Genomic DNA, 19,256 nt, shown 5'->3' with positions numbered 1-19,256 from the left:
AGCTGCTCTGAGGTAGAATTCATGCCGGGCAAGGTGCGTTCGTGTTGAAATTGTGTTTTAGGGATAACTCACATTTTATCAATCACTTACGGCATTCTTGCTCTTTTTTATGCAAAATTCAGGCTAGGAAGATGCCAGTGCGTTGGCGCGTCAGGAGAACGTCATGTCCTATTCCATTTCCCGCTGGCCGCGTCCGCTTGCCGCCATCGCCATTGCCTTCGCCCTGCTGTCGGCCGCCGTGCTTGGCGGATGCAAGCCGGCCGACCCCGACGCCCTCGTGGCCGAGGCCAGGCAACATCGCGTGAAAGGTGATTTGCGGGCGGCGGTGATCGTGCTGAAAAATGCCATCCAAAAAAATAGCGGCGACCGCGAAGCCCGTCTGTTGCTGGGCGAGGTGTATCTTGAGCAAGGCGATGCGCCTTCGGCCGAGAAAGAGTTGCGGCGCGCGCGCGAACTCGGCGTGACGGCGCCCGGTTTGCCGCTTCTGCTGGGCAGGGCCATGTTGATGCAGGGCCAGCATGACCGCCTGCTGGCCGAAATCGGCCTCACTGCCCCGGCCGCCGAGCGCCCCGCCATCCTGGCCCTGCGCGCCAACGCCCTGCTCGGCAGCGGCGACAGCGCCCAGGCCAGCGCGCTGTTCGCGCAAGCGCTCGGCCTGCAAGCGGACCTGCCCGATGCCCTGCTCGGCATGGCGCGCATGGCACTGGCCGGCAAGCAGGACGCCGAGGCTGCCGCGCTGATCAAGCGCGCACTGGCCGCCCATCCAGACAACGTCGAGTGCCTGCGTTTTCATGCCGATTTGCAGCGCGCCGCCGGCAAGCCGGCAGAGGCCCTGGCCGCGCACGCACGCATCCTGGTTTTGCAACCGTACAACGTACAAGCCCGGCTGGACGTGGCGAACCTGCACATCGACGCCGGACGTTTCGGGGAAGCGCGCCAGGCGCTCGCCGCCGCCCGCAAACTGGCCGGCGCCTCGCTCCCGGTGGTGTACGCCGACGCCATGGCCGACTTCCGCGAAAGAAAACTGACATCCTCCCTGGCTTCGCTGCAACAAGTACTGCGCGTCGCGCCGGACTACTATCCCGCCATCCTGCTCTCCGGCGCGGTGCAATTGGGCCTGGGGGCGACGGGACAGGCGGAGCAACATCTGCAGAAATTTCTCGCCGCTTATCCGGGCGATCCGTACGCCACCAAGCTGATGAGTACATTGCACGTGCGCTCGAACGCCCCCCAGGCAGCCCTCGACCTGCTCACGCCCTTGCTCGAGAAATACCCCGCCGATGTCGAACTGCTGACCCTGGCCGGCGAAGCGAGCTTGAATGCACGCAAGTTCGGCCCCGCCACCGCCTTTTTCGAGCAGGCCCTCGCGCTCGATCCGAAAGCCACCGCGCTGCACACATCGCTGGCATTAAGCCGCCTGGGCAGCGGCGACACCGGACGCGCAGCCGCCGAACTGCAGCGCGCCTCCGCGTTGGACGGCGGCGCGCCGCGCACCGGTTTGCTGCTGGTCATGACCCATCTGCAGGCCAACGATATCGACAAAGCGCTCGCCTCCGTCGAGGAAATGGAGCAGCGCGGCAACAATCCACTGGTCCAGAATCTCAAGGGCGGCATTTACCTCGCGCGGCGCGAGGCCGGCCTGGCACGCGCCAGTTTCGACAAAGCACTGCTGCTCGAACCGCTGTACCTGCCTGCGCTGGCCAACCTGGCCCAGCTGGACCTGGTCGAAGGCAAGCCGGCCGATGCCCGCCAACGCTACGCAGCGGCCTTGCAAAAAGCGCCGCGCAACCGTGCGCTGCTTGAAGCCTTGGCAGGCCTCGCGCAACGTGAAGGAAAGATGGTCGACGCCGTCGCCTGGCTGGAACGCGCGCGCAACATCGAGCCCGACGCCCTGCCGCTGGCGCTGCGCCTTGCCGATATGTATGCCCGCGCCGGCAGCAAGGACAAAGCCCTGCGCCTTGCCCGCACCCTCCAGACCGCCAATCCATCCAATCCGCAAGCTGCCGAGATGCTCGCCCAAGCCTACGTGCTCAACGGCGACCTGAGCGCCGCCATCGAAGCCTACGGCCGCCTGGCAGTCCTGGCCCCGAGCTCGTCCGCGCCACTGTTGCGGATGGCAAACTTGCAAGTGGCGAAGCAGGACGACAGCGCCGCCCTGGCCCTGCTGCGCCAGTCGCTCGCTATCGAACCGGCCTCGTTCGAGGCCCAGACAACCCTGATCAATCTGTTGCTCAGGCAACAGAAATTTGCCGAAGCGCGCGCCGTCGCTCTCGACGCCCAGCAGCGCAAACCGGATTCCGCAAACGGACACAAGCTCGAAGGCGACGTCCATGCAGCCCAGGGCCAGCATGCGGCAGCCTTGGCCTCATGGGAGCGCGCCTTTGCACGCAAGGCCGACGCCGGCCTGCTGATCCAGATCCACGGCGCCCTGAACAAGCTCGGCCGCGCTGCGGATGCCGATGCGCGCATGGGCCAGTGGTTCAAGGAGCATCCAGGCGATGTGCCGGCGCGCCTGTACTATGCCAGCAGCAAGCTGGTCGCGAACGACTACAAGGGTGCCATCGGGCATCTGGAAGCCATCCTCAAAGCCGACCCGGATAATGTGATCGCGCTCAACGACATCGCCTGGGCCTGCCAGCAAAGCGGCGATGCACGCGCACAAGCCTACGCCGAGCGCGCGCATGCACTGGCGCCCGGCAACCCGGCCGTCCTCGACACGCTCGGCTGGATTGATGTCGAGCGCGGCAATTTCGCCCGCGCCGTGCCCTTGCTGCGCAAAGCCAATGCGCTGGCGCCCTCGGCCGGCAATATTCACTTCCACCTGGGCACGGCGCTGGCGCGTTCCGGCGACAAGCGCGGCGCGCGCCGCGAACTCGAACGCCTGCTCGCAAAGCCGCAGCGCTCCGCCCATCACGAACAGGCGGCCGCCCTGCTGCGTACCTTGTAGGCCAGCGCCGTCCGCAAGCGGATCCGTCCGCCAAGGCTGGTCCGGTGATACCAGCCAGCCAGTCAGGCACACGCACGATGCGTTGGCATCACCGCGCACGCCGGCGCGTCGCAGCGTCGCCATACCATGCGATGCCGTCGATTACCGATGCCCGGCGTGAGGCAGCAGCGCCGCCACGGCATGGCGCCATCGTGCATGCCCCCGGCCAGCGCCGCACCAACCCTTACGTCCGTCCCGGCTCGTAACGTCCAGGTGCAATAATCCCGGCGGGATCGAGCGCCTTCTTGATCCGCGCCACCGTCTTCCAGTACACATCCCCGTGCGGATCGAGCTGTCCCATCGACTGGTTGCCGACACGATAAGGGATATAGCCGGCATCCATCACGCTGTCGAACACCGCCTGGTAGCACTGTTTTGCGCGTGTCACTTCATCCGCATCCTCCTTGTCGTAGGCAATTGTCAGTACCGCCCCCAGCGAACGTTCGTTGATCATGCTGAACGTCACAAACAAATCGAAACCATGCGCCGCGAACAGCGGTGCGACCAGCGCGTGCAACTCCAGCACATCGGCCCCGCGCATCGGCAGCACCGGGGAAATCCACAGCATGCCGCAATTGTCCTGCGCCGGATCGGCCCGCTGCGGAAAGCCGGGCGGCAAGGCCGCGCGCCGTCGCCAGTAAGCACCCGCCAGAAAGCGTCCGTTCGGCTTGCCCCGGTTCATCGCAAACAGCGCTTCGCCCAGCCCGACCTGCGCGCGCAGGCGCTGCCCGGCCCGCGTCGAACCAAGCACACGCGCCAGCACGCCGCCCCAGCGCAGCTTGCGCTCGCTCAAGAACGCGGTGCGCGCGCGCGTGCCGCGCAAAGCCGCCTTGATCGCCGCGCGCGCCGCCGCCACCTGCGCCGCAGTGCCAGACAGCGCGCCCGATACAGTCCACGCCCCAATCGCCGCCGCTTCGCGCAGGGCACCGCGCACCGCCTGCGGAAGGCAAGACTGGCCGGGCGCCAGCGCACGCGGAAACACGCGCCCGCCAGAAATCACACGCAGGTCGTTGCCAATATGAACAATGCTGCGCAAGGTGCCGTTCATGCGCAGCGGCCGCAGGGCATCGACCACCGCGGCGATGTCTTCATGGTCAGACACCGTGCACAGAAAATGGTTCACGCAATCGGCGGCCGGCACCAGCCAGATGCCGATGCGCGTCACGATGCCGAAATTCGACTGGGTAAACATGCCATCGATGAACGGTCCCACGCCGTAAGGAAACAGATGGGTCGCGCGCGCTTGCGGATAATGGCCGAAGCCGGTGTCGAGCACGTCGCCGCTGGCCAGCACGACGCGCATGCCGGAAACGTGCTGCAGCCGGTTGCCGTACGGCGAGTGGCCGAAGCCCCGTTCCAGGATATTGCCCATGAAGCTGGTATCCGGACCGGCGCCGGTGCAATCGATCCACCAGTCCAGTTGTTCGGCCTGTAAATAATCCGACAACTGCTGCTGGGTCACGCCCGGCTCGATCACGGCGTAGCCGAGCTCGGCGTCGACGCTGACGATCCGGTTCATCCTGCCCAGGTCGACGATCAGCTGCGCCTCGCCGACCGCGCAGGCGTCGCCATAGCCCCAGTTGCGTCCGGTACTGATCGGATACAGCGGCAAGCCCAGCTCCGCGCCCAGCCGCACCACGGCCACCACCTCGGCCTGGCTGGCAGGAGAGACCACCGCCAGCGGCGTGGTGGCGCGCGCGGCGGTGCTGCAACTGTAGCGCCTGAGCGCGTCGAGCTCGGCGCTGGCATGGGCCGGACCGACGAGCGCGCGCAGCGCCGCCAGCAAGCGGTCTTGCCCGACCGCGGCTCCGTACGGCCCGGTTTGTCGGAATTTTTGCTCATCGAAAATGTGCATCGCGCCCCCGTGTCAGTGACGCCCGCCGTTCAGGCGCGCGGTGATGCCCGGCTCGTCCCACACCGGAAAAAAATACGGGTAAAAGGAGCGCTCTTCGCCATGCTGCTCCATCAGCCCGCCCCATTTGCGGATCTGCACGCCCATCTCTTCCAGCGGCAGGCGCAGCAGGACAGCCGGCGCGCCGACCCGGCTGCACGGACGCTCGCCGCCGAAGTCGCTGAAACCGAGCATGCGCTTATAGAACATCACGTGGCGTGGATTGACTTCGATCACATAATCGGTGAATCCGTGCAGCTTGTGCGAGTACAGATACGAGATATGGATCAGCGCGGCGAACACGCGCTTGGTGACTCCCTTGTCGATCGCCAGGCGCGAGGGCTCGCACAAGCGCCGGCCCTGGCTGCGCAGCGCGTCGAGCTTGTCGCGAAAATTGTCATCGGCCGGTAGCCCGAATGCACTGTCCAGGCACAAGCTCATGGTGCCGACCAGTACCCCCCCGGTTTCGGCATACAAGGTCACCTTGTTCGGATCGTGCTGCAGGCTGGGCTCGAAGGCATAGCCGCGCCAGCCGTACATCTTGCGGATCAGCAGGCTGGCGGCTTCGCGCCGTCCGGCCGAATTGGCAAGGCGGATATGGAAAACCTGCAGCTGCTGCCCCGGATCGTGGGCCGCCGGCGGCGCCTCGCTCGGTTCCGGCTCGCGCAAGCCCGCCGGCATTTCGAAGGTTGCAATCGGTAGATCGTCTTGAAACATGGCTCTCTTCCTTCCACGTGATCGCACGGTCCGCCTGCCGGTCCGCGCGCAAAGTTGTGTAAGTCAGACAGGGCCATCAATACGGAAGTTCAGGCGCTCCGCCCGGACATTGTTCTGCAACAAACGTAGAACGTCGGGAAATTTTGCATCCTTGTGGAAATCACTCTGAACTGTTGAGTTACTCTTGGCAAGTCATTGATTTGTAAGCATAAACCGGGCTGGCACGCTTGCTGCATACAAGGTTTGCACGGCGGCGCCGCAAGCTGTCGACGCTTCCCCACCTGATCCCACCGGAGAGTTAATTATGAAACTAGTCCCGACATCCCTGATGAAACATGCGGCGATTGCCGGTCTCTGCCTGGCCGCAATGAACGGCGCGCGCGCCGATGCATTCGCCCAGTCCGTCCTCCTGATCGACAATTTCCGCCTGCTTCATCACAGCGGCGGCGCCTTCAAGTCGACGGATTTCACCTCGCTCAACGGCGCCGTCACCGCCCGTGCCACCGCTTCCCTCAACGGCGCGAGCGTCATCGCGACGACCCCGAGCAGCGGCATCCTCAGCGGCACAATGCCCGATGTGGCGCACCAGTTTGTCGGGCTGCCCACGCCGCCGCGCGCCGAAAACGACTTCAGCTACTTTTCCATACTGCCAAGCCTGCCCGGTACCTTCGGCTATGCCGACCAGAACATGACCGGCAACGCCATGACCATCGGTGCGCGCGACGCCGGGGCACGCGTCGAAACGCGCGCCGACGCGTCCCTGCGCAGCGATGGCGAGGCCGGCGGCCAGTCCGACGTCGGTACCCTGACCATGTTCCGCTTCACCCTCGGCGCCAGCGAGACCATGTCGGTCTCCTTCGACGGCAGGCCGATGACCCAGGCCTATGCCAGCAGCGGCAGCGGCAGCGGCACCAACGCCATCGCCCGCCTGGCGTGGAGCGTGAACATCATCAACCTGGATACCGGCGAACTCATGCTCGACTACTCGCCCGGCAAACTCAACGGCGAGAGCTTGTCCAGCCGCAATGGCGGCTACGCTGGCAACTCGACATTCGACCCGGGCTGGCTGAAATTCGCAGCCACCTCGCTCACGCTCAACGCCAACCAGAACTATCAGTTGACCATCAACCAGACCACCCTCGCCAACGCCATGCAGAAAACGGCGGTGCCGGAACCGGGCGGCCTGGCGCTGTTCGGCCTCGGCCTGCTGGGCATGACGCTGATGACACGGCGCCGCAACTAGGCCGGCCATGCGGACAAGAAGAACAAGGTGGCCACGCTGTTTGCGGCCATTCCAGGGCCCGCAGCCGGTGCTGCGCGGTCAGCGCCGGCTGGGGATGCGGGCGCCGGACCGCCCCGGTGGACTCTGATGCACGGCTCGCTGTCAGCCGGCATTTTTCCGGTCAGGAGCGCGCCTGGCCGGACGATTTTTTTGCTCAGGGCAGGCTGCGGGCGCATGCTCTTTTTACTCTTGACGCGAATCAACGCGCCCGTGATCAGCGGAAACTTACAGTTTCCACGGACATATAATCGAACGAGTAGTGAAGCTGGCAGTGTCGCTTCCCATCGCCGTCCGACTTACGGAGACCCACACGATATGGAGGACTTCATCAGCCAGTTGCTGCTGCATGTACGAGGCATCTGGAAATATCGGTGGCTCGCCATCGGCACCATGTGGGTCGTGGCGGGGCTGGGCTGGGTGGTGGTGCTGCGCCTGCCGAACGACTACCAGAGTTCGGCGCGCGTGTTTGTCGATACCCAGAGTATCCTCAAACCGCTGATGGCCAGCATGACCAGCATGCCCAACGTGCAACACCAAGTGTCGATCATGAGCCGTACCCTGCTCAGCCGGCCGAATCTGGAGCGCGTGTTGCGCACGGTCGACCTCGATGTCGACGCCACCACGCCGCGCCAGCGCGAGCAACAGATCGACGAGCTGGCCATGCGCCTGAAAATTTCCGGCACCAGCACCAACGATATCTATTCGATCACTTACGGCGGCGACAATCCCAAGCAGGTGCACGACGTGGTGCAGGCGCTGCTGACCATCTTCCTGGAAGGCAGCTTCAAGGGCAAGAAAGCCGATTCGCAGAACGCCATCCGTTTCATCGACGACCAGATCAAGAACTACGAGCAGCGCCTGGTGGCGGCCGAAAACACGGTCAAGGAATTCAAGCTGCGCAACAGCGCGCTGCTGCCGCGCCAGGGCGTCGATTACAGCGCCCAGCTGGCCATTGCCAGCGACGCGCTCAGCACCGCGCGCATCGACCTGCTCGAAGCCGAACAGGCGCGCATCGCGATCCAGGCCCGCATCAACGGCGACCCGCTGCCGGCCGGCGCCGATGCGCGTCCGCGCGCCGTCGTCAACCCCGACATCGACGCCCGCATCGCCGCCATCAACAAGAACCTGGACACCTTGCGCCTGCAATACACCGACCTGCACCCGGACGTGGTCAGCGCGCGCCGCCTGCTGGCCCAGCTCGAAGCGCGCAAGATCGAAGAAAGCAAACTGGCGCTGCGCGATGGCGACCCGGGCCGCTTCTACAGCCCCATGCTGCAGCAGCTCAAGGTGGCCCTGACCGAGGCCGACGCCAAGGTGGCCTCGATGCGGGTGCGGGTGCATGAGTACAGCGTGCGCCACGAGCGCCTGCGCGAGCAGAGCAATGCGGTGCCGGAAGTCGAATCGCAACTGGCCCAGCTCAACCGCGATTATGAAATCAACAAGGACAACTACGAAAAGCTGATCGCGCGGCGCGAGTCGGCCAGGATCTCGGGCGACCTGAGTTCCTCGACCGAGATGATGACCTTCCGCATCATCGATCCGCCCACCATGCCGATTTCGCCGGTCGGCCCCAACCGGCGCCTGTTCTACAGCGGCGTGCTGCTGATCGCCCTGTGTGCCGGCCTGGGCGCGGCGCTCCTGATCAGCCAGATCCGTCCAACGTTTGTGAGTCCGAGTGCGCTGCGCGAGATCACCGGCCTGAACGTGCTCGGTACGGTATCGATGAGTTGGAACGATGCCGAAAGCAACAAGCTGCGGCGGGGACAATACCTGCTCGGCTGCGCCTTCACCGCCCTGCTCGGCCTGTACGGCGCGATCATGGCATCCGGATTTTTTACGGGCTAAGCCCCAGGGAGTACAACGTGGACAGTTCCCTTACACCGGCCGCTGCGCCGCACGGCCCCGACGCGCCCGCCGGCGCCCACAGCGCCGAGCAGCTGCGCGAAGTCGACATCAACCTGGCGCGCCTGCAGCAGATGGGCATGGTGACGTACGACGGCGGGCGCACCAGCGTGGCCGAAGACTTTCGCATCATCAAGCGCCCCCTATTGCGCAATGCGCGCGCGGCGGTATCCGGCGGGGTACGGCACGGCAACCTGATCGTCGTCACCAGCGCCCTGCCCGGCGAAGGCAAGACCTACTGTGCGATCAACCTGGCGATGAGCATCGCCATGGAAAAAGACCACACCGTGCTGCTGGTCGACGCCGACGTGGCGCGACCCTCGGTGCTGCGCACGCTCGGCCTGGCGCCGGGGCTGGGGCTGATGGACATCCTGCTCAACGACGACCTGAGCCTGTCGGACGTGATTCTCAAGACCAACATCCCGACCCTGAGCCTGTTGCCGGCGGGGCGCAACAACAAGCACGCCACCGAACTGCTGGCCAGCCACGCGATGAGCAAGCTGCTCTCGGAAATTGCCAACCGCTACCCGGACCGGATTGTGATTTTCGATTTGCCGCCCCTGCTGCTGACCACCGAAGCGGCGGTACTGGCGGCCCAGATGGGCCAGGTGGTGATGGTGGTCGAATCCGAGACGACGACCCAGCGCGACGTCAAGGAAGCGCTGCTGCGGCTCGACAACTGCGCCCGCGTCGACCTGATCTGCAACAAAGCGCGCGCCTTCAACGGCGGCGACTACCACGGCTACTACGACTAGCCGATGCCAAACAACAAGCTGGTGTCAGGTCTGACACCGGAGTTTGCAGTTGAGGCCGTGTCCGAATGTCAGACCTGACACCGGTGTGAAGTTGAGGGCGGCGCTATCCGCGTCATCCTGTTTGTTCCGTTCGCCCGATTAACCTTTGGAGTCGACCATGACTACTTCCCTTGAACCGCCGCGCCTTGTGGTGCATCTGATCCATCAGCTCGACGTCGGCGGTCTCGAAAACGGCCTGATCAACCTGATCAAGCATATGCCGCCCGAACGCTACCGGCACGCCATCGTCTGCCTCAAGGATTATTCGGAGTATCACGCGCATATCAAGCAGCGCGGCGTCGAGATCATCAGCCTGAACAAGCGCGAAGGCAAGGACTGGGGCCATTACCTGCGCCTGTTCCGCGCCCTGCGCGCGCTGCAGCCGGATCTGATTCACACGCGCAACCTGTGCGGCATCGAAGGCCAGCTGGTGGCGGCGCTGGCCGGCGTCAAGCTGCGCGTGCACGGCGAGCATGGCCGCGATATGAGCGACCTGTACGGCAAGCGCCTGAAGTACAAGCTGCTGCGCCGCCTGCTGCGTCCGCTGATCGGGCACTTCATCGCCGTCAGCGCCGACCTCGAACACTGGCTGATCGACAGCGTCGGCGCCGAACCCGAAAAAGTGTCGCAGATTTCGAACGGGGTCGACAGCGTCCAGTTCCACCCGCGCCTGGGCCCGCCGGCCGCGATCGGCCCGGCCGGCTTCATGCAGGACAATGCCTTCGTCATCGGCAGCGTCGGCCGGATGGAGGAAATCAAGGATTACGGCACCCTGGTCGAAGCTTTCCTGCGCCTGATCGCCTCGCCCCATCCGGCCCACCAGCGCATGCGCCTGCTGATCGTGGGCGACGGCCCGCAACGCGCCGCCTGCCTCGACACCCTCACCCGCGCCGGCGCCGCGCACCGCGCCTGGCTGCCGGGAGAACGCACCGACATCGCCCAGTTGCTGCGCGCCATGGACCTGTTCGTGCTGCCCTCGCTGGCCGAAGGCAGTTCGAATACCATCCTCGAAGCCATGGCCACCGGGCTGCCGGTGGTGGCGACCGCCGTGGGCGGCAATACGGTGCTGGTGCATCCCGGCTTTACCGGCATCCTGGTGCCGCCGCGCGCGCCCGACCTGATGGCCGCCGCGATTGCCGATTACTGCCGCATCCCCGACATGGCGGCGCGCCACGGCATGCGCGCGCGCAGCCAGGTCATCGCCAGGCACAGCCTGCCCGAAATGGCGCGCGGCTATCTGCGCGTGTACGATGCGCTGGCGCACCCGGACGGCGGCTGCCCCGGCCCGGCCGCGCACTCCTGAAAGCGGCGATCATGTCCAGGCCAGCGCACTCTGGCGCTCCCCGTGCACCTGCGCGTAGCAGGCCGCCACCTGCCGCGCCACCCGCTCCCAGCTGTCGCCGCGCACCAGCGCGCGCACCTGTTCGCGCGGCGGCGGCGACACCAGCAGCCGCAGCACCGCGCGCTGCTGGGCGTCGGTATCGTCCCAAGCGACCCGCGCCAGCGCGAACTCGGCACCGGCCAGGCTGAACGGCGAATCGCGCGCGATCAGCATCGGCGCGCCCGCCGCCAGCGCGTCGCGCACCGCCAGCGCCGTGCCCTGGCCGTCGCCCGGCGCGATGCACAGCGCGGCCGCCGCGTAGGTACTGGCCAGCATCGCTTCATCCTGGCGCAGCGCGCCCAGGCAAGTGAGGCCGCGCACGCTGCGCAGCTCGCGCAGGTAATCCTGGTCGCGTTCGCCGGCCTCGCCCACCAGCACCACCGGCAGCGACAGCGCCGCCATGGCCTGCGCCATCGCCAGCTGGTTCTGGTAGGGCGAAATCGGGCCGGCCATCAGGGCGAACGGCCCGCTCATTCCGGTGCGCTTGCGGAACAGATCGCCATCGGCCGCCAGCAAGGCCGTATTGACGCCGTTCGGCAGCACCCGCACCCGCCCGCTGTCGATCAGGAAGCCGGCGCCGATGGCTTGCTTCTCGGCTTCACCGAGCGCCACGATCAGGCTGGCCTGCTGCAAGGCGCGCCGGGTCTGGGCGTAGCCGGACTGCACATTCCACGAGGTCATGTTGCCCAGCCGATGGTCGGCGGCGCGCGCGCTGGTGCCGCTGGCGCGGTTCCAGCCCGGCGCGATCAGCGGCGTGAGCACCACCGGCACGCCCTGTTCGACGGCCGCTTCCACCAGGCGCTGGTTGCCGTGGGTGGCCGAAAACACGTGGATCAGGTCGTATTCATCGAGCCGGCTGGCATACGGATTGACCAACTCCACGTCGATTCCCGACGTCCCCTGCACGCCCAGCCGCACCAGCGCGCGGATGGTTTCGCGGACTTGCTGCTGGACGCCGTCTTCGCGTTCGAACAGCATGGGATAAGACAAAATTCCGATACGCATGCACGCCTCCATTGTCAACACGGGCCGGTCGCCGGGGACCAGCAAGGCGGGCGGCATGAGAATGCTCAACAAGTCGCCACCCGCGCTGATTTAGTATTGCCTCAACTTAAGAGTTTCAGTGTACCGACGGGCACAGACGCATCATTGAGGCAAGTCAATTAGTTTCACCAAAGAAAATCACATGCGCGTTCCGCTTTCGATTCTCATGTACCAGCGCGTGCTGGCCGCACCCGACCCGCTGTTTCCCGAGTGCCTGCACGGACGCCGTTTCGAGCAGCACCTGCGCCTGTTGCGCCGCTGGTTCCGCCTGATGCCGCTCGCGCGCGCCGTCACCCACCTGGCCGAAGGCACCTTGCCGGCGCGCGCCGCCTGCCTGACCTTCGACAACGGCTACGCCGAGCACGCCTCGGTCGCGCTGCCCCTGTTGCAGCGCTATGGCGTGCCGGCCACGTTTTTCGTCGCCGCCGCCTACCTCGACGGCGGCTGCACCTGGAGCGACATCGTCACCGAAGTGGTGCGCAACGCGCCCGGCGAGCGCCTCAACCTGGGCCGCAGCGGCTTTGCCAGCTACGACATCGGCTGCCCGGTGCGGCGCCGCGCCGTGATCGAGATGCTGCTGGCCGCGCTGCGCCTGCTGCCGCCGGCCGAGCGCCTGGCGCGCGCCCTGTCGATGGCGCGCCGCCCGACCCCGACCATGATGAGTTCGGACCAGGTGCTGGCCCTGCACCGCGCCGGCATGGGGATCGGCGCCCATCCGCTGCACCACACGGTGCTCTCGACCCTGTCCAACGCCGCCGCGCGCGCCGAGATCGCCGAGGGCCGGTGCCGCATCGAAGAATTGATCCGCGCGCGCGTGAGCCTGTTCGCCTACCCCAGCGGCAAGCCGGGCGAGGATTTCGAGCAGCGCCACGGCCTGATGCTGCGTGCCCAGGGCTTCGAGGCGGCCGTCGGCAGCGGACGCGGCGCGGCGCGCAGCGGCAGCGACCTGTTCGCCCTGCCACGGTTTACCCCGTGCGAAGCGGGCAGTGCGGGCTTTCTTCTGCGCATGGCCGGCAATCTGCTTACACGCGGCTGATTTTGTCCCGCGATCAGGCCGGGCCGCGATCAGGCCGGGCCGCGATCAGGCCGCGCCCGCCATCTGCGCGGCCAGCAGGCGCCGGTCGAAGCTGCCGTTGGGACTGCGCGGCAAGGCCGCCGCCCGCACCTGCGCCAGCAGCGGCTTCATGTAGAAGGGCAATTTGGCGCGGCAGGCGGCCAGCAGCGCCGCCGGGTCCAGCAGGCAGCCCGAGCGCGGCGTGACCGCCAGCGCGATCGACTGTCCCAGCACTGGATGGTCCAGCCCCAGCGCCGCCGCCTCCTCCACCAGCCCGGTCGCGTACAGCACCTCCTCGATCTCGCTCGGGCTGACCCGGTAGCCACCGGTCTTGATGGTCTCGTCGCTGCGCCCGATAAAGTACAGAAACCCTTCCTCGTCGATGCGCACCGTGTCGCCCGACCACAGCGCCAGCTCGGACAGCGGCAGCCCGTCGCGCGAGGGCAGCGGGCGGAAGCGCTCGGCGGTGCGCGCGGCGTCGTTCCAGTAGCCGAGCGCGACCAGCGGCCCGCGGTGCACCAGTTCGCCCGGCTCGCCCGGCGCGCACGGCTCGCCGTCGGGGCGCAGCACCAGCACCTCGGCGTTGGGAATGGCCTTGCCGATCGAGTCCGGCCGCAGGTCGAGCTGCTCCGGCCCCAGGCAGGTCGAGCGCAATGCCTCGGTCATTCCGAACATCAGGTACAGGCGCGCCTGCGGCAGGCGCTGGCGCAGCGCGGCCAGGGTCGCGCGCGGCAGCACCCCGCCCGAACTGGTCAGGTAGCGCAGGCTGCACGGCGCGCTCCAGTGCAGCTCGGCCAGCTGGATCCACAGCGGCGGCAGCGCGGCCAGGCCGGTGATGCGTTCGCGCGCCACCAGCTCGGGGATGTCGCGCGTCAACAGCGGATTCATCAGCACCACGGCGGCGCCGGCCGCAAAGGCGCTGGTCAGCTGGCTCAGGCCGTAGGCCAGGCTGAGCGGCAGCAGCGCCAGGATGCGGTCGTGCGCCGTGTGCCCGAGCTCGGCGGCTGCGCTGGCCGCGCCCGCCACCAGGTTGCGGTGCGACACCACCACGCCCTTGGGCGCGCCGCTGTCGCCCGAGGTGTACAGCAGCGCCGCGATGTCGCTCTCGATTGAGCGGTGCGGCGCGCGCAGCGGGGCGGCGGCGGCGCGCCGCATCCAGCCATCCCAACCCAGTACGCCCAGCCCGGGCAGCATGCCATCCTCCCTCCCGGTCTGCAGCACGCAGCGCAGCGCCGGGCACTGGACCAGTTCCTGGTCGAGCGCCGCCAGCCGTCCCGGCGACGTCAGCAGCACGCGGGCGCCGCAGTCGCGCAGCAGATGGCCGACCTGGGCCGCTTTCAGCAAGGGATTGACCGGCACGAACACCAGTCCGGCGGCGGCCGCGCCGAACAGGGCCAGCACCGCCTCCTCGCACTTGTCGAGAAAAATCGCGACCCGCTCGCCGCGCTGCAGCCCCAGGGCCAGCAAGCCCTGCGCCGCCACATCGATGCAGCGCGCCAGCTGGGCATAGCCGAGGCTATTGTCGAGATAGCGCAAGGCCAGTCCCTGCGGCGTGCGGCGGGCGGCTTCGGTGATCAGTTCGTGCACGAGCTGGGCCATGGTTTCCTCTGATTGAATTGTTTCCCAAGGGAATCAATGATTGAGAAAAACGGCCGCGCCGTCCTTGACGCGGGTCAAACAAGCGCATGGCACTCTTGGGCTTGTGCGCGCGCAAGAGGCGCGCAATTTCGGGGGTGTTTAATGAAACCAGTGTCCCGGCAGGCTGCCGGGAACCGTACAGGAGATCAGAACACCATGAATGCGCCCCTGTTGCCGCTACCGCGCGTGTACCCGTTCTTTTTCGATGTCGATCCCGGCACCCGTTTCAGCCTGTATCACGCGCCCGCGCCGCAGGCACGCGCGCGCGGGGCGATCCTGTACGTCCATCCGTTCGCGGACGAACTGAACAAGGCGCGCCGCATGGCCACCCTGCAGGCGCGCCGCTTCGCCGCCGCCGGCTACGCGGTGCTGCAAATCGACCTGTTCGGCTGCGGCGACAGTTGCGGCGACCTCAGCCTGGCGCGCTGGGACATCTGGAAGCGCGACCTTGCCGTCGCCCGCGCCTGGCTCGGCGAGCGCGCCGGCGGCGGCCCGATGCATCTGTGGGGCCTGCGCCTGGGCGGCTTGCTGGCCCTCGACGCCGCCTGCACCATGGCGGTCGACGGCGTCATCCTGTGGCAGCCCTTTCTTAACGGGCGCACCTGCATCAGCCAGTTCCTGCGCCAGGACCTGGCCGCGCGCATGCGCGGCGCCGACCCGGCCGAGCCTTCCCTGCTGGGCACCACCGGCCAGCTGCGCGCCGAGCTGGGCATGCGCGGCATGCTCGAAGTGGGCGGCTACGAACTGGCCGCGCCGCTGGTGCACGCCATCGACGCCTGCGACGCCGCCGCGCTGCCGCTGCCGCCCTGCCAGGTGCACTGGTTCGCCAGCGGCTCGCCGGCGCCGCAGCGCCTGGCCGCCAGCGCGGCGCGCATTGCGCGGCGCTGGAGCGCGCGCGGGGCCACCCTGCACTTTCACCCGATCGAGGGGGCGCCGTTCTGGGGCCCCAACGAGATCGCCGAATGCCCGGCCCTGCTGGCCGCCACCAGTGCTGTATTTACGGGGGAAGGCTGATGTTTGCCGAACAACGCGCACTCCAGTTCACTTGCCAGGGCAATTCCCTGATCGGCATTCTCGACCTGCCCGAACGCCCGCTCGCGCGCGGCGTACTGGTCGTCACCAGCGGCCCCCAATACCGGATCGGCCACCACCGCCATTTCACGCTGCTGGCGCGCGTGCTGGCCGGGCGCGGCATCCCGGTGCTGCGTTTCGACCACCGCGGCATGGGCGACAGCGAGGGCGAGGCGCGCACCATCGACGCCCTGGGCGACGACATCCATGCCGCCACCCGCGCCTTCTTCGCCCAGGTGCCCGAGATGCGCGAACTGGTGCTGTGGGGCCTGGGCGACGCCGCCATGGCGGCCCTGCGCTATGCGCAAGCCGACCAGCGCGTGTCGGGCGTGGTGCTGCTCAATCCCTGGGTGGCGCCGCGCGAGGGCGAGGCCGTGGCCGCGCCAGGCGCGCTGCCGCAGCGCGTGCTGGCGGGCCTGGCCGGCTTCGATGGCGCGGCGCTGGTGATCCTCGGCGGCGGCGATCCGGCCGCGCAGCAGTTGCCGGCCCTGGTGGCCCGCCATGAGCTGCGCTGCAAGTGCGTCACCATCGCCGGCGCCGGCCGCACCTTCGCCAGCCGCGCATGGCGCGACGAAGTGGCGGAGGTCAGCGCGAACTGGATCGCGTCGTGGTGATATCGATGCTGGCCGTCACGGAGAAATCCTGATGCCGTGATGGTGCATCAGGTCGTACAGGGTCGGGCGGCTCACGCCCAGCAGCTCGGCCGCCTTGACGATCGAGCCGTTGGTGCGCGCCAGCGCCGTCACCATCACCTTGTATTCGGCGGCGTCGCGCACCTGGCGCAGGTTGACCGGGGCGTCCGGCTGCGGCACGCCGCCCAGGCCCAGGTCGCGCGCGCCGATCTGCGGCCCTTCCGCCATGATCACCGCGCGCCGGATGCAGTTTTCCAGCTCGCGCACATTGCCCGGCCAGCCATACTGCTCGATCGCCAGCACCGCGTCTTCGGTGAACGCCGGCACGTTGCGCCGTTCCATCAGGCTGGCCTGGTGCTTGAAATGGTGCGCCAGCAGCACCGCGTCGCCGACCCGTTCGCGCAGCGGCGGAATGGCCAGCACCACTTCGCTCAGGCGGTAGTACAGATCTTCGCGAAAGCGCCCTTCGCGCACCAGTTTGGGCAAATCCTGGTGGGTGGCGCACACGATGCGCGCGTCGATCGCAATTTCGCTGCGCCCGCCGATGCGCTCGATCACGCGCTCCTGCACGAAGCGCAGCAGCTTGGCCTGCAGCGCCATCGCCATGTCGCCGATTTCGTCGAGGAAGAAGGTGCCGCCCTGCGCCATCTCGATCTTGCCCAGGGTTTGCTGGCCGGCCCCGGTGAACGCCCCCTTTTCGTGGCCGAACAATTCGCTCTCGAGCAGGTCGGCCGGAATGGCGGCGCAGTTGATCGCGACAAAGCGCTTGTCGTGGCGCGCCGAGAGGTCGTGCAGGCCGCGCGCGAACAGTTCCTTGCCGCTGCCGGAGTCCCCCAGCAGCATCACCGTGGCCGACGACGGCGCCAGCTTTTCGACGCTGCGGCACAGGCGCAGCATGCCCGGATCGCGCGTGACGATGCGCGCCAGCGGCGAATCGGACCCGATCTGCAGCATGCGCTGGTTCTCTTCCTGCATCGCGTGCAGATAGAAGGCACGCTCCACCACGAGTTTGAGGGTGTCGGCGTCGAACGGCTTCTGGTGAAAATCGTAGGCGCCCATCCCGATCGCCTTGAGCGCGTGGACGCGCTCCTGGTTGCCCGACAAGACGATCACTTTGGTATCGGACACCTCGGCCAGCAGCGCCTGCAAGGTGGCCAGGCCTTCGGTGGCGCCGTCCGGATCGGGCGGCAGGCCCAGGTCGAGCGTGACCACTGCGGGCCGGTGCCGGCGCAACTGCGCCAGCGCGCTTTCGCGGTCTTCGGCGATCAGGACATCGTAGCCGTCGAAGCTCCAGCGCAGCTGCTTTTGCAGGCCCTTGTCATCCTCGACCACCAACAGCTTCTTTTTGCCCATTGTGCAGCTCCTTGTAAGAGATGGGTTGCCGTCAGCGGCTTCCCTTGCCCAGCAAAACCACCTGCACCGTATCGATCAGGATCAGCAGATCGAGGAACAGGCTATTGTTCTTGACGTAGTAAAGGTCGTATTGCAGTTTCTGGATCGCGTCTTCGACCGAGGCCCCGTACTGGTAGCGCACCTGGGCCAGCCCGGTCACGCCGGGCTTGATGCTGTGGCGGACGTTGTAGTAAGGGATATCGCGCGCCAGCTGCTCGACGAAGAAGGCGCGCTCCGGGCGCGGGCCCACGAAACTCATCTCGCCCTTGAACACATTGAGCATCTGCGGCAGTTCATCGATGCGCAGCATGCGCAGGTAATGGCCGACGCGGGTCACGCGCGGATCGTTGGCGGCCGCCCAGGTAGGCACGCCCGGGGCCTCGGCGTTCTTGCGCATGCTGCGGAACTTGAGCACATTGAAGATCGCGCCATCCTTGCCAACCCGCTCCTGCTGGTAGAACACCGGCCCGCCGTCCTCGAAGACGATGGCGGCGGCGGCGGCCAGCATCACCGGCAGCGAGACCAGGGTGATCAAACCGCTGGCGAGCAGGTCGAAGCTGCGCTTGACGCTGGCGCGCCAGAAGCTCTGGTCGAAGCCGCCGCCGAAGATCAGGTAGCTCGGCTGCAGCGAATCGAGCCGGATCTGGCACGCTTCGCGCTCGAAAAAGGTGGCCGCGTCGATCACGCGCACGCCGCCGAGCGCGCAGGCCAGCAGGTCGCGCACGGGGAATTCCTTGCTGCGCCGGTTGGTCACCGTCACCACCAGTTCGCGCGCCTCGTAGCGGCGCGCCATCGACAGCAGCGATTCGCCCACCGGCAGCAGCTGCGAGGCCGGCACGCAGCTGTCTTCGCCGCTGATCGGCACGCAGCCGACCACGCTGAACTGGTGAAATCCGATCTTGCTGTGCGCCAGATCCATGCATTCGCGCGCCAGCGGGCCGCTGCCGACGAAAATCAGGCGCGCTTCGAGCAGCGCCGACTCGGCCGATTTGAACACCACCAGGCGCGTGAGCACCACGGCGGTGGCGCCGATGGCGAAGATCACGCTGCTGATGCCGCGCCCGAAATAGAACTCCGGGCGCACCGCGATCAGGGCCGACAGCAGAGCGAAACCGAGCGCGAACGACGGCATGATGCGGATCAGGGTGGTGCGGATGCCCTCGCGCGAACTATGCTGGTACATCCCCAGCGCGCTCATGCTGAAAATGATCACCAGCGCGAAGGTCAGCGAGGACAGGTACAGGTTATCGGCCCTGAAACTGCCGTGCTGGTCCGAAAACCACAGCACCGAGGCCACGCTGGCCGAAGCGAGCAACATCAGCAGTTCGAGCAGCAACAGCACGAACGCCATCTTGGATACGTAGTGACTGAAAATCCGGATCACGCTTCCCCCAATGCCAGCGATGCCAATTGCTTCCACGCCGGACAACACGGCGTGGTAAATAATCGCTTACAGAGACACAAGAGGTATT

The 19,256-nt window shown here is 66.9% G+C and carries 14 protein-coding genes; 8 read left to right on the top strand and 6 right to left on the bottom strand.

All coding sequences use genetic code 11. The features are described from left to right. Positions 1-163: 163 nt before the first annotated feature. A complete protein-coding gene (gene prsT, locus F2P45_RS26305; RefSeq protein WP_166881177.1) occupies positions 164-2,947 on the top strand; it encodes an XrtA/PEP-CTERM system TPR-repeat protein PrsT in 2,784 nt (927 codons plus the stop codon). 223 nt (positions 2,948-3,170) lie between these two features. Here prsT and F2P45_RS26300 read toward each other — a convergent pair whose 3' ends face one another. Together F2P45_RS26300 and F2P45_RS26295 are read right to left on the bottom strand one after the other, a co-directional pair. Next, positions 3,171-4,841, bottom strand: a complete 1,671-nt coding sequence (locus tag F2P45_RS26300; protein WP_166881176.1) for an FAD-binding oxidoreductase — start codon at positions 4,839-4,841, stop codon at positions 3,171-3,173. A gap of 12 nt (positions 4,842-4,853) precedes the next feature. Next, a complete protein-coding gene (locus F2P45_RS26295) occupies positions 4,854-5,594 on the bottom strand; it encodes an N-acyl amino acid synthase FeeM domain-containing protein (RefSeq protein ID WP_166881175.1) in 741 nt (246 codons plus the stop codon). Between the two features lie 304 nt (positions 5,595-5,898). Between F2P45_RS26295 and F2P45_RS26290 the strand changes: the two genes are divergently transcribed. The 4 genes from F2P45_RS26290 to F2P45_RS26275 all read left to right on the top strand — a co-directional run bounded on the left by F2P45_RS26290 (position 5,899) and on the right by F2P45_RS26275 (position 10,875). Next, positions 5,899-6,837, top strand: coding sequence for an EDSAP-1 family PEP-CTERM protein (locus F2P45_RS26290; protein ID WP_166881174.1), 939 nt, complete (start codon positions 5,899-5,901; stop codon positions 6,835-6,837). Between the two features lie 354 nt (positions 6,838-7,191). Beyond that, a complete protein-coding gene (locus F2P45_RS26285; RefSeq protein ID WP_166881173.1) occupies positions 7,192-8,721 on the top strand; it encodes an XrtA system polysaccharide chain length determinant in 1,530 nt (509 codons plus the stop codon). 17 nt (positions 8,722-8,738) lie between these two features. Continuing rightward, entirely contained in the window at positions 8,739-9,533 is a 795-nt protein-coding gene (locus F2P45_RS26280) for an XrtA-associated tyrosine autokinase (RefSeq protein WP_370663316.1), read from the top strand. A gap of 157 nt (positions 9,534-9,690) precedes the next feature. After that, a complete protein-coding gene (locus tag F2P45_RS26275; RefSeq protein WP_166881172.1) occupies positions 9,691-10,875 on the top strand; it encodes a TIGR03088 family PEP-CTERM/XrtA system glycosyltransferase in 1,185 nt (394 codons plus the stop codon). A 9-nt stretch (positions 10,876-10,884) separates the two neighbouring features. On the opposite strand, the gene F2P45_RS26270 is transcribed toward F2P45_RS26275, so the two are convergent. Then, complete coding sequence (locus F2P45_RS26270; RefSeq protein WP_166881171.1) at positions 10,885-11,958, bottom strand: glycosyltransferase; 1,074 nt, start codon at positions 11,956-11,958, stop codon at positions 10,885-10,887. A gap of 181 nt (positions 11,959-12,139) precedes the next feature. Between F2P45_RS26270 and F2P45_RS26265 the strand changes: the two genes are divergently transcribed. Beyond that, positions 12,140-13,033: a polysaccharide deacetylase family protein gene (locus F2P45_RS26265; RefSeq protein ID WP_166881170.1), complete on the top strand. Its 894-nt coding sequence runs from the start codon at positions 12,140-12,142 to the stop codon at positions 13,031-13,033. A 45-nt stretch (positions 13,034-13,078) separates the two neighbouring features. Here F2P45_RS26265 and F2P45_RS26260 read toward each other — a convergent pair whose 3' ends face one another. Then, positions 13,079-14,650, bottom strand: a complete 1,572-nt coding sequence (locus F2P45_RS26260) for an acyl-CoA ligase (AMP-forming), exosortase A system-associated (protein WP_166881169.1) — start codon at positions 14,648-14,650, stop codon at positions 13,079-13,081. 195 nt (positions 14,651-14,845) lie between these two features. On the opposite strand from F2P45_RS26260, the gene F2P45_RS26255 reads away from it, so the two are divergent. Together F2P45_RS26255 and F2P45_RS26250 are read left to right on the top strand one after the other, a co-directional pair. Beyond that, the gene (locus tag F2P45_RS26255) at positions 14,846-15,703 is read left to right on the top strand and encodes a hydrolase 2, exosortase A system-associated (RefSeq protein WP_166881168.1); all 858 of its coding nucleotides are present in this window, start codon (positions 14,846-14,848) and stop codon (positions 15,701-15,703) included. After that, complete coding sequence (locus F2P45_RS26250; RefSeq protein WP_166881167.1) at positions 15,703-16,374, top strand: hydrolase 1, exosortase A system-associated; 672 nt, start codon at positions 15,703-15,705, stop codon at positions 16,372-16,374. The genes F2P45_RS26255 and F2P45_RS26250 overlap by 1 nt, the downstream gene beginning before the upstream one ends. Before the next feature lie 15 nt (positions 16,375-16,389). Here F2P45_RS26250 and prsR read toward each other — a convergent pair whose 3' ends face one another. Next, on the bottom strand, positions 16,390-17,745 hold the full coding sequence (gene prsR / locus F2P45_RS26245) for a PEP-CTERM-box response regulator transcription factor (RefSeq protein WP_166881166.1): 1,356 nt from the start codon (positions 17,743-17,745) through the stop codon (positions 16,390-16,392). 31 nt (positions 17,746-17,776) lie between these two features. After that, entirely contained in the window at positions 17,777-19,168 is a 1,392-nt protein-coding gene (locus F2P45_RS26240; RefSeq protein ID WP_166881165.1) for a TIGR03013 family XrtA/PEP-CTERM system glycosyltransferase, read from the bottom strand. Positions 19,169-19,256: the final 88 nt, after the last annotated feature.

Source organism: Massilia mucilaginosa (genome assembly GCF_011682145.1).
Classification (GTDB): domain Bacteria; phylum Pseudomonadota; class Gammaproteobacteria; order Burkholderiales; family Burkholderiaceae_D; genus Telluria_A; species Telluria_A mucilaginosa.
The sequence above is the reverse complement of the archived record's forward strand: the minus strand, read 5'-3'. Positions and strand labels throughout refer to the sequence as shown.

Bases quoted from the DNA above. Each gene is read 5' to 3' on its own strand.
- F2P45_RS26255 (WP_166881168.1), top strand. From the start codon at position 14,846: ATGAATGCGCCCCTGTTGCCGCTACCGCGCGTGTACCCGTTCTTTTTC.
- F2P45_RS26285 (WP_166881173.1), top strand. From the start codon at position 7,192: ATGGAGGACTTCATCAGCCAGTTGCTGCTGCATGTACGAGGCATCTGG.
- F2P45_RS26270 (WP_166881171.1), bottom strand. From the start codon at position 11,958: ATGCGTATCGGAATTTTGTCTTATCCCATGCTGTTCGAACGCGAAGAC.
- F2P45_RS26290 (WP_166881174.1), top strand. From the start codon at position 5,899: ATGAAACTAGTCCCGACATCCCTGATGAAACATGCGGCGATTGCCGGT.
- F2P45_RS26275 (WP_166881172.1), top strand. From the start codon at position 9,691: ATGACTACTTCCCTTGAACCGCCGCGCCTTGTGGTGCATCTGATCCAT.
- F2P45_RS26260 (WP_166881169.1), bottom strand. From the start codon at position 14,650: ATGGCCCAGCTCGTGCACGAACTGATCACCGAAGCCGCCCGCCGCACG.
- F2P45_RS26265 (WP_166881170.1), top strand. From the start codon at position 12,140: ATGCGCGTTCCGCTTTCGATTCTCATGTACCAGCGCGTGCTGGCCGCA.
- F2P45_RS26295 (WP_166881175.1), bottom strand. From the start codon at position 5,594: ATGTTTCAAGACGATCTACCGATTGCAACCTTCGAAATGCCGGCGGGC.
- F2P45_RS26250 (WP_166881167.1), top strand. From the start codon at position 15,703: ATGTTTGCCGAACAACGCGCACTCCAGTTCACTTGCCAGGGCAATTCC.
- prsT (WP_166881177.1), top strand. From the start codon at position 164: ATGTCCTATTCCATTTCCCGCTGGCCGCGTCCGCTTGCCGCCATCGCC.
- prsR (WP_166881166.1), bottom strand. From the start codon at position 17,745: ATGGGCAAAAAGAAGCTGTTGGTGGTCGAGGATGACAAGGGCCTGCAA.
- F2P45_RS26300 (WP_166881176.1), bottom strand. From the start codon at position 4,841: ATGCACATTTTCGATGAGCAAAAATTCCGACAAACCGGGCCGTACGGA.